Annotated in this window: 15 protein-coding genes; 8 read left to right on the top strand and 7 right to left on the bottom strand. The window is 68.4% G+C overall.

Annotated elements, in window-relative coordinates:
• The 3 genes from DDE13_RS19840 to DDE13_RS19830 form a co-directional block, all read left to right on the top strand.
• On the top strand, positions 1 to 672 hold a 672-nt coding region (locus DDE13_RS19840; protein ID WP_222626153.1), incomplete at its 5' end, for a chromate transporter.
• The gene (locus DDE13_RS19835) at positions 669 to 1,274 is read left to right on the top strand and encodes a methyltransferase domain-containing protein (RefSeq protein ID WP_111405963.1); all 606 of its coding nucleotides are present in this window, start codon (positions 669 to 671) and stop codon (positions 1,272 to 1,274) included. The genes DDE13_RS19840 and DDE13_RS19835, both read left to right, overlap by 4 nt.
• 93 nt (positions 1,275 to 1,367) lie before the next feature.
• Positions 1,368 to 2,756, top strand: coding sequence for an MATE family efflux transporter (locus tag DDE13_RS19830; protein WP_111405962.1), 1,389 nt, complete (start codon positions 1,368 to 1,370; stop codon positions 2,754 to 2,756).
• A 4-nt stretch (positions 2,757 to 2,760) separates the two neighbouring features.
• Here DDE13_RS19830 and DDE13_RS19825 read toward each other — a convergent pair whose 3' ends face one another.
• On the bottom strand, positions 2,761 to 3,405 hold the full coding sequence (locus tag DDE13_RS19825; protein WP_111405961.1) for a glutathione S-transferase family protein: 645 nt from the start codon (positions 3,403 to 3,405) through the stop codon (positions 2,761 to 2,763).
• 67 nt (positions 3,406 to 3,472) lie between these two features.
• On the bottom strand, positions 3,473 to 4,243 hold the full coding sequence (locus DDE13_RS19820; protein WP_111405960.1) for a transporter substrate-binding domain-containing protein: 771 nt from the start codon (positions 4,241 to 4,243) through the stop codon (positions 3,473 to 3,475).
• A 149-nt stretch (positions 4,244 to 4,392) separates the two neighbouring features.
• Here DDE13_RS19820 and DDE13_RS19815 point away from each other — a divergent pair, with 149 nt between their 5' ends.
• Positions 4,393 to 5,151: an amino acid ABC transporter ATP-binding protein gene (locus tag DDE13_RS19815; protein WP_111405967.1), complete on the top strand. Its 759-nt coding sequence runs from the start codon at positions 4,393 to 4,395 to the stop codon at positions 5,149 to 5,151.
• 9 nt (positions 5,152 to 5,160) lie between these two features.
• A complete protein-coding gene (locus DDE13_RS19810; RefSeq protein ID WP_111405959.1) occupies positions 5,161 to 5,898 on the top strand; it encodes an amino acid ABC transporter permease in 738 nt (245 codons plus the stop codon).
• A gap of 267 nt (positions 5,899 to 6,165) precedes the next feature.
• Here the strand turns inward: DDE13_RS19810 and repB are convergent, their stop codons facing one another.
• Both repB and repA read right to left on the bottom strand, forming a co-directional pair.
• Positions 6,166 to 7,155, bottom strand: coding sequence for a plasmid partitioning protein RepB (repB, locus tag DDE13_RS19805; RefSeq protein WP_111405966.1), 990 nt, complete (start codon positions 7,153 to 7,155; stop codon positions 6,166 to 6,168).
• Positions 7,156 to 7,157: 2 nt separating this feature from the next.
• Positions 7,158 to 8,360: a plasmid partitioning protein RepA gene (repA, locus tag DDE13_RS19800; RefSeq protein WP_111405958.1), complete on the bottom strand. Its 1,203-nt coding sequence runs from the start codon at positions 8,358 to 8,360 to the stop codon at positions 7,158 to 7,160.
• 278 nt (positions 8,361 to 8,638) lie between these two features.
• Between repA and DDE13_RS19795 the strand changes: the two genes are divergently transcribed.
• Positions 8,639 to 9,097, top strand: coding sequence for a transglycosylase SLT domain-containing protein (locus DDE13_RS19795; protein WP_111405957.1), 459 nt, complete (start codon positions 8,639 to 8,641; stop codon positions 9,095 to 9,097).
• Between the two features lie 64 nt (positions 9,098 to 9,161).
• On the opposite strand, the gene DDE13_RS19790 is transcribed toward DDE13_RS19795, so the two are convergent.
• From DDE13_RS19790 to DDE13_RS19780, 3 genes are all read right to left on the bottom strand, one after another.
• Positions 9,162 to 10,229, bottom strand: a complete 1,068-nt coding sequence (locus DDE13_RS19790; RefSeq protein WP_111405965.1) for a quaternary amine ABC transporter ATP-binding protein — start codon at positions 10,227 to 10,229, stop codon at positions 9,162 to 9,164.
• Positions 10,230 to 10,242: 13 nt separating this feature from the next.
• Positions 10,243 to 11,283 carry an ABC transporter permease gene (locus DDE13_RS19785; protein ID WP_111405956.1) on the bottom strand — a complete coding sequence of 347 codons (1,041 nt, stop codon included), beginning with the start codon at positions 11,281 to 11,283 and terminating at the stop codon, positions 10,243 to 10,245.
• 134 nt (positions 11,284 to 11,417) lie between these two features.
• Positions 11,418 to 12,380, bottom strand: a complete 963-nt coding sequence (locus DDE13_RS19780; protein ID WP_328587860.1) for an ABC transporter substrate-binding protein — start codon at positions 12,378 to 12,380, stop codon at positions 11,418 to 11,420.
• A gap of 507 nt (positions 12,381 to 12,887) precedes the next feature.
• Here DDE13_RS19780 and DDE13_RS19775 point away from each other — a divergent pair.
• On the top strand, positions 12,888 to 13,784 hold the full coding sequence (locus DDE13_RS19775) for an SMP-30/gluconolactonase/LRE family protein (protein ID WP_162631119.1): 897 nt from the start codon (positions 12,888 to 12,890) through the stop codon (positions 13,782 to 13,784).
• 169 nt (positions 13,785 to 13,953) lie between these two features.
• Positions 13,954 to 14,667: hypothetical protein (locus tag DDE13_RS19770; RefSeq protein ID WP_162631118.1), on the top strand; the 714-nt coding region annotated here is incomplete at its 3' end.

Raw genomic sequence — 14,667 nt, 5'->3', positions numbered from 1 at the left:
CTGGCGGGGCTGGCGCTGAACGCGGGCACCGCCGGGGACGGCCCCGCGCCCGCGTTCGATGGCGTGAGCCGCGGCGCGGGGCTTGTGGCGCTGGGTTTGTTCGCCGCGCTCTTCGTGCTGCTGCCGCTGGCGGCATCGACCGGGGCGGCGCCGGCCATGGTGGCGGGCTTCTACCAGTCCGGGGCGCTCGTGTTCGGCGGCGGGCATGTCGTGTTGCCACTGCTCGATGCGGCGGTGGTGCAGACCGGACAGGTGAGCGCGGATGCGTTCCTTGCAGGCTACGGCGCGGCGCAGGCGCTGCCGGGGCCGCTCTTTACCTTCGCCGCCTATCTGGGTGTGCTGGCACCACCCGCCGGCGTCGGTGGTGCGGTACTGGCGCTGGCGGCGCTGTTCCTGCCGGGGTTCCTGCTTCTGGTAGCCGCCCTGCCCTTCTGGGATGCGTTGCGCCGCCGGGCGCGGGCGCAATCGGCCATGCAGGGAGCCAATGCCGCGGTGGTCGGCATCCTTGCCGCCGCGTTGTACGATCCGGTCTTCACCAGCGCCGTGGGCGGGATGGGCGACTTCGCGCTCGCCGCGGTCTGCGCCGTGGCGCTGGTGGCGTGGAAGGCCCCGGCGCTGGCGGTCGTCGTGCTGGGGGCCGCGGGCGGGATGCTGTTGGCGCTCGCGGCATGACCACATGGTGGCACGAGGAACGGCTGCGCGCGGTGACCGACACGCTCCGCGAAGGGACGGCGGCGCGGGTTCTCGACCTTGGATGCGGCGACGGCGACCTGTTCGTGCGGCTGGCCGCGGACCCCGCCATCGCGGAGCTGGTGGGCATCGACATCTGCGAGAAGTCATTGGAAACATTGCAATCCCGGCTGGAGATCACGACCGGGGCCGTCGATGTGCGGCTGGGATCGATGACCGAGCCCGACCCTGACCTTGCCGGGTTCGACTGCGCGCTGCTGGTCGAGACGATCGAGCATGTCGATCCCGACCGGCTGTCGCGGCTGGAGCGTGCGCTGTTCGTCACGCTGCGGCCCGGGCGGGTGGTCATCACCACGCCGAACGCCGAATTCAACGCGCTTCTGGGCGTGCCGCGGGGGCGATTTCGCCATCCGGATCACAGGTTTGAATGGGACCGTGCGCGGTTCCGGCGCTGGGGGCGGCGCGCGGCGCGGGCGGCGGGATACGGCGTGACCTTCCGCGATATCGCCGGGCGGCATCCCGTGCTGGGCGGTGCGAGCCAGATGGCCGTTTTCCGGCGTGACGGGGCGCAAGCGGGCGTATGAAAAGCGTATGACTTTCGTATGACTCCTGTAGGAGTCCTGTCGGAGTCGCCACACCACCCCGCAAGGCACCCATCCATCTGACCGGAGACATCCATGAACACCGCCCGCGACCTGACCCGAGGGCCCCTGCCCGGCCATTTCCGCGCGCTGGCGGTGCCCGCGGCGATCGGGATGGTGTTCTCGACGCTCTATAACGTCGTGGACCTGTGGTATGCGGGGTATCTGGGCACGGACGCGCAGGCGGGGCTGGCGATCACGTTCCAGCCTTTCATGATCCTTGTCGCCTTCGGGGTCGGCATGGGCAGCGGGATGTCGGCGCTGGTGGGCAATGCGCTGGGGTCGCGGGATCGTGCCCGCGCCCGGCGGACGGCGCGGCAGGGATTGTTGTACGGCGCGGCCCTGTCGGTGGCGCTTGGGATCGGCGGCATCTGGGGATCGCCCGCGCTGGTGGCGCTGGTGTCGGAACCCGGCGCATATCGCGACGCGGCCGATGCCTATATGGCGGTGATCCTGCTGGGCACGGCGTCGTTTCTGCTGGCCTTCGGGGGCAACGGCATCCTGACCGCGCAGGGCGATACCGACACGATGAAGCGCGCGCAGATCGCGGCCTTCTTCGCCAACCTTGCGCTGAACCCGCTGTTCATCTTCGGCGTGCCGGGGGTCGTGGGGGGCATCGGCTTTGCCGGGATCGCCCTGTCCACGCTGGTCAGCCAGACGGGCGTGATGGGGTATGTCCTGTGGCGCGTGATGCGGTCCGAGGTCATGGCGGGCGGCAGCGCGGCGGAATGGCGTCCCGACCCGGCCCGCTGGCGCGAGATCGCGGCACAGGCCCTGCCCGCGACCTTCGCCATGGCGATCATGCTGATCACCGGTTTCGTGGTGCAGATGTTCCTGAAGGGCTTCGGCCCCGCGGCGTTGGCGGCTTATGGCGTGGGCCTGCGGATCGAACAGCTGATCCTGCTGCCGGGATTCGGGCTGACCGGGGCGCTGCTGCCCATCGCGGCGCAGAATTTCGGTGCGGGGGATTTCGACCGGGTGCGCGACGCTTTCGCGTTCTGCGTGAGGGCCGGCGTGGGGTTGATGCTGGCCGGATCGGTCGTGCTGTGGTTCGCCGCACGGCCCATGGTGGGGCTGTTCAGCGACGATCCGGACGTGATCCGGATGGGCGGCGATTACCTGCACGTGGACGGGTTCATCCTGCCCGTCTACCTTGTCCTTTTCGCCACGAATGCGCTGTTGCAGGCGCTCAAGCGGCCCATGGCGACGGTGTGGATCGGGGTCTACCGGCAGGGCATCGCGGTGGCGGCGTTCGGTTGGTTCTACGTGGTCGTTCTGGACCTGGGCACATGGGGGGTGTGGTTTGGCATCGCCACGGCGGTGGTCACCGGGCTGATGCTTGCGCTTTGGGTGGCCGGGCGCGTGGCGCAGGACCTGATGGGCGGGCTGTGGCGCGCGGGCGCCGCCGCGCGGGCCGCCGAATGAACGGTCAGACGCCCTTGGCGACCAGCCAGTCTTCCATGTGCGGGGCGTAATCGGACAGCTCCGCGGCAACCGCGGGCTGGGCTTCGAGCGCCGCGCGCCACGGGGCGAGTGCGGCGGGCCAGCGGATCGGCAGATCGAGCCGCGCGGCAAACGCATCGATCCATGCGAAGGTCACCGGGTAGCCGCAATCGCCCAGACCCAGCGGCAGGTCCGGGCGCGGCGCGGCATCCAGCATCCGCGCCAGTTGCGCCAACCGCTGCGAGACGAGATCGGCCTGCCGGTCGAACAGCGCGCGGTCGTGCCGGTCGGGTGCCACATGGCCGAAGAGCGCGCGCAACTGCGGTTCCAGCCGCGTGTCGTGGAACCGGGCGCGCTCCCGCACCCGTGCGCGGGCCTGCGCCCCCTGCCCCAGCATGGGCGGATCGGGAAAGACCTCGTCCAGATATTCCGCGATGGCCTCGGAATCTGTCAGCACGAACCCGTCATGGTCGAGCGCGGGCAGGTTGCCCGACGGCACGATGGCCTTGTAGTCCGCCGCGCCGACACCGCCGGGCGGCGGCAGTTCGCGCCAAGTCAGCCCCTTGTGGCGCAAGAGGATGCGCGTCTTGGCGCAATAGAGGCTTTCGGGAATGGTATAGAGCGTCAGCATGGGCACGCCCGGACGCCCCGGACGGGGCGCCCGCTCCTGAGTTTTCGACGGTTTGCGCGGCGCGCGCTCAGTTGCGCAGGTTCCACTTGGCGGCCAGTTCGTCGAAGAACCCCGCCTCGCGCTTCAGGTCGATCCAGGTGTTGACGTAGTTTATCCAGACCTGGTCGTCCTGGGGCAGCAGCATCGCCACGGGGGTGCGCGCGCGCGCCTCGGCCACGGGGACGATCATCAGCTGGCCGTATTTCTCGACAAGCTGGTTGGCTTCCACGTTCGAGGTGATGTGCGCATCGGCGCGGCCTGCCAGCACTTCCTGGAAGTCGCGGGCCGGGGCTTCGACGATGCGATGTTCCGCATCGGGGAAGAACGCCTTGACCTGCTGTTCCTGCGTGGTGCCGAGCGTGGCCGCGACCACGACGCCGGGCTGGTTCAGGTCGTCCCAGTCGGTGAAGCGGCCTTCGTCCTCGCGATTGATCAGCGGCACGGTGGCCAGCGAGAAATAGCTTTGCGAATAGCCCGCCACCTTGGCCCGTGCGGGCGAGACCGATGCCGAGCCGGTCATGTGGTACTTGCCCGCGGTGACGCCGCTGACCAGCGTCTTCCAGTCGGTGGGCACGAATTCGACCGCTACACCCAGATCGGCGGCAAGCTGGGTCATCACGTCGATGTCGTAGCCTTCATAGCCGTTGGTGGCCGGGTTGCGCATGGTCATCGGGTTCCAGTCGCCCGTGGTGCCGACCTTGAGCACGCCCCCGTTCAGGATCTCAGTCAACGCCGATTGCGCCTGGGCTGCCGGTGCGGCGACGAGCAGGCCGAGTGCGGCGATACACGCCTTGAGCATTTTCACAGTGGATTCTCCCCGTTGTGGACCATGTATGGTGGGTGCCCCGGTCGTGCCGTCAATGGGCTGCGGGGTCAATTGAATTGCAGGTGAGCGCGCAGCGCCTTACCGGGATGCGGGACGATGCAACGAGCGGGGACGGCATGGCGATGGACGGCGGACAGAGCGGCGGGCAGGAGATCATCCGCTTCGATGGGGTGTCCAAGTTCTTCGGCGATTTCCGGGCGCTGAACGGCGTGGATTTCACCGCGCGCGCAGGCGAGCGGATCGTGGTGTGTGGCCCGTCCGGGTCGGGCAAGTCCACGCTGATCCGCTGCATCAACGGGTTGGAGACCCATGACGCAGGCAAGATCACCGTGGACGGCACCGCGCTGGACGGCGGGCGGCGCGCGCTGAGCAAGGTCCGGCGCGAGGTCGGGATGGTGTTCCAGCAGTTCAACCTGTTCCCGCACCTGACGGTGATGGAGAACCTGATGCTGGGGCCCGTGCGCGGGCGCGGGCTGCCGGAAGCGGAGGCCCGCGCGCTGGCGATGCGGTATCTGGCGCGGGTGCGCATCCCCGAACAGGCGGACAAGTATCCGCGGCACCTGTCGGGCGGCCAGCAGCAGCGCGTGGCCATCGCGCGCAGCCTGTGCATGGAGCCGCGGATCATGCTGTTCGACGAGCCGACATCCGCGCTGGACCCGGAGATGATTTCCGAGGTGCTCGACGTGATGGTGGAACTGGCGCAGACGGGCATGACCATGGTGGTCGTGACCCACGAGATGGGATTCGCGCGCAAGGTCGCGGACCGGATGGTGTTCATGGACCATGGCGAGATCGTGGAGACCGGCCCGCCCGAGCAGGTCTTCGCCAACCCGCAAAGCCGCCGCTGCCGCGATTTCCTTGCGAAGATCCTGAACCACTAGGGACGCCCCATGACACGAATTGCACTGCTTGCCGTCATCCTGCTGCTGGGCGGCTGTTCCGCCGACTGGGGCTGGTATGTCGTCAACCCGCAGACCCCGGCGGGGCAGACCAACCTGATCTTCCTGCTGGGCGGGCTGAAATACACGATCCTGATGTCGGTGACGGCCATCGCGATTTCCGTGGTGCTGGGGCTGGTGGTGGCGCTGCCGGGCCTGTCGTCGCGGCGCGGGCTGCGCATGGCGAGCCGGGGCTACGTCGAACTGGTGCGCGCGGTGCCGGTCCTGGTGCTGATCCTGTGGGTCTATTACGGCCTGCCGCAGGTGTCGGGGCTGACCATCGGCGTGTTCTGGGCGGGGGTCATCGCGCTGGCGCTGTCCGACAGCGCCTTCGAGGCGGAGATCTTCCGCGCGGGCATCCAGTCCATCGCCAAGGGCCAGTACGAGGCGGCCTATTCCGTATCGCTCAGCCACACGGACACGATGCGGTTCGTGATCCTGCCGCAGGCGCTGCGGCGCATCCTGCCCGCGCTTGGCAACCAGCTGGTCTACATGCTGAAGATGTCGTCGCTCGTGTCGGTGATCGGGATGCAGGACCTGACGCGGCGCGCGAACGAGCTTGTGGTCACGGAATATCGCCCGCTGGAGATCTACACGATCCTCGTGCTGGAATATCTCTTGCTGATCCTGCTGGTATCGGCCGGGGTGCGCTGGCTGGAACGGCGGATGCAGACCGACGCGCAGGGCTGAGGGGACTGCGCGCCCTGCCCCGGCATCGCCCCCGGCCGCCCTTCGCAGGTCACGGGCGCGCTGCGGGACATGCCGTCAGGGCCGGTGCGTTCCTCGCTCAGCGCGCATTATCAGGCCTTTTTGCACATCACCGGGACGCCATGATTTCCGGTGGGTCGGGCCAAGCGCCCGGCCTGTCGGCGGCACCCGGCGCGGGTTGACCGCTGTCAACTTTCGCCCAAGCCGCGCGCCCATGGCGCGCCGGCCCGGTGGCCGTGTTGACAGCGGTCAACTTTCGTCGCCGCCCCCTCCCCGCCAATCGGCATGGATGCGGTCGAAATTCTCGGCCAGCCAGTCATCGAAGCCTTCGGCCCCGGCAAGCGGCACCGTCAGCGTCAGCGTCTCGCCACGCCACACCATGCGCCCGATTTCCCGGCCAGCATCGTCGCGCAGGATGCGCGGTTCCGGTGGCTGGGCCTGCGGCCGCGCCAGCGCACGAAGCAGCGCCGCGAACCGCGCGTCGCTGTCATCGGCCTCTGCCGCGTGCACCAGCGCGACGGCGGCGGCGGTGTCTGTCCCCGTCTCGTCCAGCCGTGCGGCGAGCGCAAGCCAGCGGTTGCGCCCCACGGATGGCGCTGCGCCGATGGCCTCCACAAGGTCCAGTGGCACGGCATCGGCCACGGCGAGCATCCGGCTGATCTGCGTCTTGTCCACATGCAGCGCCGCGCAGATCGCTTTCCGGTCATAGCCTGCCGCGCGCATCTGGGCGGCGAAATTCGCCTTCTCGATGAAGGTCAGGTCGCGCCGGGCCGCGTTTTCCTGCCCCTGCGCCATCACCAGCGCCCGGTCGTCGAGATCGCGGATCATCGCCTTGACCGGCTGGCCAAGGTCGCGCAGCGCCCGCACCCGGCGGCGGCCATAGACCACCTGGTAGCGATCCGCCTCGGTCGGGTGCGGGCGCAGCAGCACCGGCACCTGCTGGCCATGGTCGCGCAGCGACGCCATGAGCGCTGCATGCTCGGCCGGGTCTTCCTCCAGCCGGTCGGGCAGCCCGCCCGCGTCGATGGCCGCGGGGTGAATATCGGCGATGGCGCGGGATTTCAGATCGGCGAGCGACTGGCTGACCGCGCCAATGGCGCCCTTGGTGTAACGTGGGCGCGCGGCCTGCGGGGCCGCCGCCGGATCGTCCCCAGCCGGGGTCCGGTCGGCGCGCGGCGCCGTGTCCGGCTGCACGGTCTGGTCGCCCATCAGGCCCGACAAAAGGTTCTTGCGTGCCATGTTCAGCGCCCCCATGCCTGCTGGATCAACCCCTCGATCTCGCCGTTCACGGCGTTCAGGCTTTCCATCGCGCGCTCATAGGTGGATCGGGTGAATTGCGATTTCTCGATCTCGTAAAGTGTCTGCTTCGTGATGCCCGCATCGCTGATGGCGGTGGATTTCAGCATCGGGTGGTTCAGCACATGATCCCCGAACATGGACCGCATGAAGCTGACCATCTGGTTCTGCGGCCCGTCGCCGGGTTCGTACCGCGTCACGAGATAGCGCATCCAGTCATAGCTCATGTCGCCGCCCGCATCCGCCACGACGCCCAGCAGGTTGGAAGTCATCAGCAGAAACTGGCACATCGACATCACGTCGAGCATCTGGGGATGCACGGTCACCAGCACCGCGGTCGCCGCCGACAGCGCCGACATGGTCAGGAACCCCAGCTGCGGCGGACAGTCGATGATGACCACGTCGTAATCCGGTTCCACCTGCGCCAGCACGTCGCCCACGCGAGTGAAGAACAACCGGTTTTCGCCGCGCGACAGGACCATGGGCGTTTCGTGTTCGAACTCCATCAGGTCGAGATTGCCGGGCACGATGTCGAGGTTCGGGAAATAGGTCCGCTGGATCACGTCCGAAAGCGGGGCAGGGGCGTCGTAGCGGATCGCGTCATAAAGCGTACCGCCGTCGATCAGGTCGAATTCCGGCTGGAACCCGTGCAGCGCGCTCAGGCTGGCCTGCGGGTCGAGGTCGATGGCCAGCACGCGGTAGCCATCAAGCGCGCATTTCTGCGCGAGATGCGCGGCGGTCGTGGTCTTCCCCGACCCGCCCTTGAAGTTGATGACGCTGACGACCTGCAGGTGATCGCCCGCGCGGCGACCGGGCAGGTAGGTGCCGGGCGTCTTGGCGCCGACTTCCAGCAGTTCGCGCAGCGCCTGGATGTCCTGCGGGGTATAGACGCGCCGCCCGCCGCTGCGGGTCTCGGGCGACGGCCCGCGCCCGTCGAGATGCAGCTTGCGCAGATAGGCATCCTTGACGCCCAGAAGCGCCGCGGCCTCGCCCGAGGTGAAGGTGCGCAGCGCCTTGCGCGCATCGGGCGGAAAAAGCTGCGCGCGGTGTGCCTGCAGCCGTTCCGACAGCCGCGCAGCGTGTTCACCCACGAGCCGGTCGATACGGTCGGCCCGGTCGCCGGGGGGGATCAGGGAAGCCTCGTTCATGGCCTGTTTCCAGTCCTGCCTGTGGCGCCGTGATGGCGCGCTGCCTCTGGTGACGCGGTTGTTACGGTGCACACCGCGCATTCTGGTTTGCTCCGTTCCTGTCTGCCTTGGGCGCACGAATCGGGCAAGGATTTTCTGGCGTGGCGGGGCAGGGCAGGGGCCCGGCGGGACCGTCGGCAAGATGCAGCCGACCGCCGGGCGGGACGGTGCGAAAACGGTTCCCGCGATGCGGCCGGATGCTGTAATCAGCAGGCAGCGGAAACAGGCACGGGATCACCATGCGAAAGGACTGGTACAGGCAGGCGATGCTGGCGGCACTCGTGGCAATGGCCGGGTGCGGCGCACCGCAGCAAGACCGCGCGGCCATGCCGCTGTTTCCCAACGAGACCCCCGAATTGCGGGCGCAGATCGAAGCCACGGCAGAGCGGCACGACGTGCCGGTGGCGCTGGTGCAGCGGGTGGTCGTGCGCGAAAGCACCCATCGCCCACAGGCGCGCAACGGGCCCTATTACGGGCTGATGCAGATCCTGCCCCAGACCGCGCGGACCATGGGCTATCGCGGTCCGCCCGAGGGACTGCTCGATGCCGAGACGAACCTGGAATACGGCGTGAAATACCTGCGCGGCGCGTACCTGGTGGCGGATGGCGACCACGACCGCGCCGTGCAGTGGTACGCGCGCGGCTACTACTACGAGGCCCGCGACCGCGGCATGCTGGAGGAAACCGGCCTGCGCTGAGCGCACCGCGGCGCCGGGGCCGCCCGGCACGGGCGGAACCCGGCGCCTCCCGCCGGATGCCGGGTCAGGCGGCGCTGTCGTCCCGCGCGGCCGCATCCCCCGGACGAGCCGGGACCAGCGCGCGCAGCAGGTCCTTCATGTCGAGCACGCCCACCGGGTCGCCGTCCCGTTCCACCCGATAGGTGGCTCCCGCATCGCCGCCCGACTGCGCGATCAGGTCTTCCAGCGTCGCATCGGGGTCGACGGCCCCCGCGAAATCCTGCGCTGACCCGTCCCACCGCCGCATCACCGACCGCACCCGCAGCACGCGCGCGCGATTGATGTCCTGCACGAAGTCCTCGATATACGGGTCGTTGGGATGCAGCAGGATATACTGCGGCTCCCCCTGCTGCACGATGGCGCCGTCCTTCAGGATCACGAGGTGATCGGCCAGCTTCAGCGCCTCGTCCAGATCGTGGGTGATGAACACGATGGTCTTGTGCAGTTCGTTCTGCAATTCCAGCAGCAGGTCCTGCATGTCCGTGCGGATCAGCGGGTCGAGCGCGCTGAACGCCTCGTCCATCAGCATGATCGGGCTGTCGGATGCCAGCGCCCGCGCGATGCCCACACGCTGCTGCATGCCGCCCGACAACTGGTGCGGATACTGCGCGTGGTTGCCGCCAAGGCCAACCCGGTCGAGCCATTTGCCACCCTCGCGGTCCGCGATCTCCTGGCTTTCGCCGCGGATGCGCCGGGACATGCCTGCGTTCTGCAAGACCGTCCGGTGGGGCAGGAGCGCGAATTTCTGGAACACCATGGACATGGTTTCCTGCCGCAGGCGGCGCAGGCGCGCCTCGTCATAACCCAGCACGTCCTCGCCGTTCACGATGACCTGCCCGGCGGTCGGGTCGATCAGCCGGTTCAGGTGCCGGATCAGCGTGGACTTGCCCGACCCCGACAGCCCCATGATGACGGTGATCTTCGCGGGGGCCATGTCGATGTCGATGTCGCGCAGGCCAAGCACATGCCCGTGATGCTCCAGCAGGTCGTCCTTGCCCAGCCCCTCCTCCTGCACCAGCGGCAGCACGGATTGCGGATCGGGGCCGAAGATCTTGTAGAGGCCCTTGATGGCGATCGCCGGTTCGTCGGGCATGTCGTTGGTCATGTCAGGCTTTCTGGCTCGCGTTGATGCGGCCGAGCGCCGCCTTGGTCACGCGGTCCAGCAGCACCGCCAGCAGCACGATCCCGAAGCCCGACACGAGGCCCACGCCCAACTCCAGGTTGCGGATGCCGCGCAGCACGAGCACGCCCAGCCCCGGCGCGGACACGAGCGACGCGATCACGACCATGGCAAGGCTCATCATGATCGTCTGGTTCACCCCGGCCATGATGTTCGGCAGCGCCAGCGGGATCTGCACGCCGTAGAGCTTCTGGCGGTCCGACATGCCGAAGGCGTCCGCAGCCTCGATCACGTCCTTGTCCACGAGCCGGATGCCGAGATCGGTGAGCCGGATCACCGGCACGATGGCGTAGAGGATGATGGCGATGCCGTAGAGCTTGGGCTCGGTCACCGAGAAAAGGAAGATCAGCGGGATCAGGTAGACGAAGGTCGGCAGGGTCTGCAGCATGTCTAGAACAGGGATCGTGGATTTCTGCACCGCGTCGCTGCGCGACATGGCGATGCCGATGGGCACCCCGAGCGCCACGCATATCAGCGTGCAGACGAAGATGATCGACAGGGTCTGCACCGCGTAAGAGTAATGATCGATGAAGGCGAGGAACAGGAACGACCCGGCCACGAAACCCACCAGCGCCCAGGACCGCGACGCGACCCACACGAGCAGCCCCAAGAGCGGGATCAACACGAACCACGGGATCGTCTGGAACAGTTCCAGCGATCCGTTCAGCGCCCAGCTGAGCGGCTGGGTCAGCGGGTCCAGCACGACCTTCAGCGGGTCCTTGATGGCGAGAAACGCGTTTTCCACCCCGTCGGTCATGTCGCGGGTGCGCCCGATGGCGGGGCAGGCGGTGTTCAGCTCGTCCAGCGACGGGAAAGGCGTCTGCCAGAACGGGACCGGCGCCGGGTCGCTTTCCGTCCCCGAGGACCGCGCGAGCAGTTCGGCCATGGTCATCGGCCCGCCGTCGCCAGCGCCGCTACACCAGTCGCGCAGGCCAAGCGCATCGAACAGCCGGTCGTAGAATGCCATCCTCGGGGTTCCGTTCCTGATGATCGGGGGCGGGTCCGCCGCCCCCCGCTGCGGGCCCATCCGGCCCGCGCCCGCGCGTCACGCGTGTCACGCGCAGCACCCGCGGGGACCGATGTCCGCGCGGGTGCCTTGGCTTACTGCAGCAGCGCCGACAGCCGTTCGCGCGCCGCGTCGTTCAGCCAGCCCGGCCAGACATCGGTATAGGTCGTCAGGAAATACACCGCCGCCTCGTCGTTGGTGGCGTTGTTTTCCTCGCGCCACGCGAGCACGTCGCTCATCTGCGCGTTGGTGAAGGCCACGTTGGACATCAGCTCCGCGATCTCGGGTTCGCGTTCGCTGAAATCGTTGGTCACGACGGTCTTGACCGGCCCCACCGGCCAGCCCGACACGCCCTCCGCGGTGCAGTCGGCATCGGCGGCGCACAGGAAGACTTCTTCGTTGTAATCGCCCATCTCGACGGCGACCATGTCGTACTTGCCCAGCAGCGCCGTGGGCGCCCAGTAATACCCGAGCCACGGTTCACGGTTTTCATAGGCCGACGCGATGGAGGTCGCGAGCGTCTCGCCCGACCCGTGCACGAAAATCTCGTAGCCCGCGTCCACCAGCCCGAAATTGCGCGTCAGGTCGGTGTTGGTGTTCTTGCAGGCCCAGCCGTCGGGGCAGTTGTGGAACCGGCCCTCCAGAAGCTCCGGGTTGGCCAGCAGCCCCTCGATCGTCGTCAGTTCCGGGTGTTCGTCCACCAGGTATTTCGGAATCCACCAGCCTTCGTTGCCGCCATCGGACAGCACGTCGGCCACGGTCGTGATCGTCCCGGCCTCTTCCATCTCGTGATAGGCGGGGGCGCCGTTGATCCACAATTCGGTCACGATGTCGGGCTTGCCGGTCTCGGACACCGACACCAGCGACGGCACGGTGGAGGACGGCACGGTCTGCACGGTGCAGCCATAGCCCTGCTCCATAAGGAACTTGGACACCGCCGTGACCACCGCGCTGGACGCCCAGTCCATCTCGGTGATCGTCACGTCGCCGCAATCGGCCTGCGCTGTGCCCGCGGCGGCCATGGCGATGGCGGCGGCGGGCAGGAATGTCTTCATCATGTCTCTGCTTCCCCTGTTGTCGATCCTTGGAACCTTAGTGCGCTCCGCGTGTGTGTGAATGGCTTGATAGCGACATGACCCTGTCGCTTCCAGACCTTAATGCAGGATGCCCGTGTGCCGCGATGGGCGGCAGTCGCCGCGACTCGGCATCGCGCGCCGATATCCTGCATACAATTGCCTTGATTTCCGCTGCCCCCGATGGAAGGCTGACCGGGCAGGTGATTTACAGGTTCCGCCGTGCTGGCGGCGATGCGGGGGGGATGGGATGACCGGGCAGGCGGGTGCGCCTTGGCATGATCCGGGAAGCCCCGTTCCTGAACGTCCTGCCGCAGATGCAACCATCCCGGCGCGATCCCGTCGCACGACCGTCCTGCACCGCCGCGAAAACCGGCGCCGAGGCGTCAATGCCCGTTTTTCGGCGGAAGGGCGGCGGGAATGCACTATCCTTTGGGTTGAACCGTGCAGATGGCTGCGCGGCAGCACATCGATCGGGAAGCCGAGCCTGCAATGACGTTTGAACAGGGCGTACCGCGACGCACCGGGCATGATGGCGTTCTCGACGCCCGCCTGATCGTGGATTGCGGCAATGCGCTTGGTGAGGGCGTGCAATGGCATCCCCGGCATCGCCGGCTGTTCTGGACCGATATCGACGGGCGGACCTTGTGGTCCTGCGACGACCGCGGCGGGCACGTGCGCCAGGTGGCGCTGGACGAACGGCTTTGCGCCTTTGCTTTCAGCGGCGACGGGCGGATGCTCGGCGCCTTTGCCGACGGGCTGGCATGGCTTGAACCGCGCAGCGGACACAGGTCGCTGTTCGAACCCTACATGCCCGGCATCGCGGGCGTGCGGATGAATGACGGCGCGGTGGACCGGCAGGGGCGTTTCGTGGTGGGCGGCTACGCCGAACGGCCCGACGCGCCCGGCACGGTGGTCTGGTCCGTGGATCGCGGGCGGGTGCGGGCGCTGTTCGACGGCGTGCGCACGGCGAATTCCACGGCCTTCGCACCGGACGGGCTGGTGATGTATTTCGCCGACACGCCCACGGGCGAGATACGGTTCTGCAGCTACAATCCCGCCACCGGCACGCCGGGCGCGTGGCAGGTCTTCGCGCGGATCGACCCCGCCGAGGGCAGGCCCGACGGGTCCTGCGTCGATGCCGAGGGCGGGCTGTGGAACGCGCGCTTCGGCGGTGGCTGCGTCGTGCGCCACCTGCCCGACGGGCGCCCCGACATGGTCGTGCGCCTGCCCGTGCTCCACGTGACCTGCTGCACCATCGGCGGCAACTCGATGCGACGGCTGTTCGTCACCACCGCGACCCGCGATGGCGACGGTGCGGGGGCAGGGGGGCTTTACGCCGTCGACCTGCCGGTGCGGGGGCTGCCCGCCGAAACCTACACGCGCTGAGCGCAGAACCGGTCACCGGCACCGGTGCCGCCGGCCTGGCCGGAGGAAGGGGGGAAAGTGCGCGGGCCGGGATCGCGCTTAACGCCCCATTCACCTTGCCGCGGTTAGGGCTGGTGGGGCCGGGGCCGTGCCCCGCCGCATCAACCCGTTCAACCGAGGTGCCCGGACCATGCCGATCATCGCTTCCAAGACACCGCCCGCAACCCGCCCGCGGCTTCTGGCCGCCCTTGCCGCGCTCGTCCTGTCGGCCGCGGCGCTGGCCCTGCCGGGCGCCGCAAGGGCCGCGACGCTCACCGTGATCGGCGACGTGAATGCCGGATCCGCCGCGAATCTCCGGCTTTACGAGAACGTGCTGGCGGGCGGGCGAACCGTCCTGTTCGCGCGCAGCTTCGGGCAGATGACCGGCGTGGTCGGCCATTACCGCACCATCGGCGCCGATCCCGTCGCCCATGACACCGAGATCACGCCCGGCGTGCTGGACGGTACGGACCTTCTGGTGATGACGGCGAACTACAACACGTTTCTCGATTTCTCGGCGGTGGAACTGGCCGCCATGCGCGACTACGGTCTGGCGGGCGGGCGCATCCTGATGGTGACGGAAGCCGCGCTCGCGCCGGTGATCGACAGCTACAACGCCGTGCTGGACGCGATCGGCGCGCGCATCCGCTTCACCGGCGCGCGCTTCGCCCAGACGGAAGTGGTCGGGACCCTGCCCGACACGGTCGTCACGGCCGGGCTGGGGTCTTTCCGGGTGTCGCCCTACAACACGCTCACCGGGGGCACCGCCGCCGTGCAGGCGTCGGGCGGCACCGCGATCGCCTTCGAGACGCTGGGCGCGCCCGTGCCGGTGCCGGTGCCCGGCGCGGGGCCCGCGATGGCGGGC

Source organism: Meridianimarinicoccus zhengii, assembly GCF_003254465.1.
Lineage (GTDB): Bacteria > Pseudomonadota > Alphaproteobacteria > Rhodobacterales > Rhodobacteraceae > Meridianimarinicoccus > Meridianimarinicoccus zhengii.
This window is presented reverse-complemented; position numbering and strand designations above follow the sequence as displayed.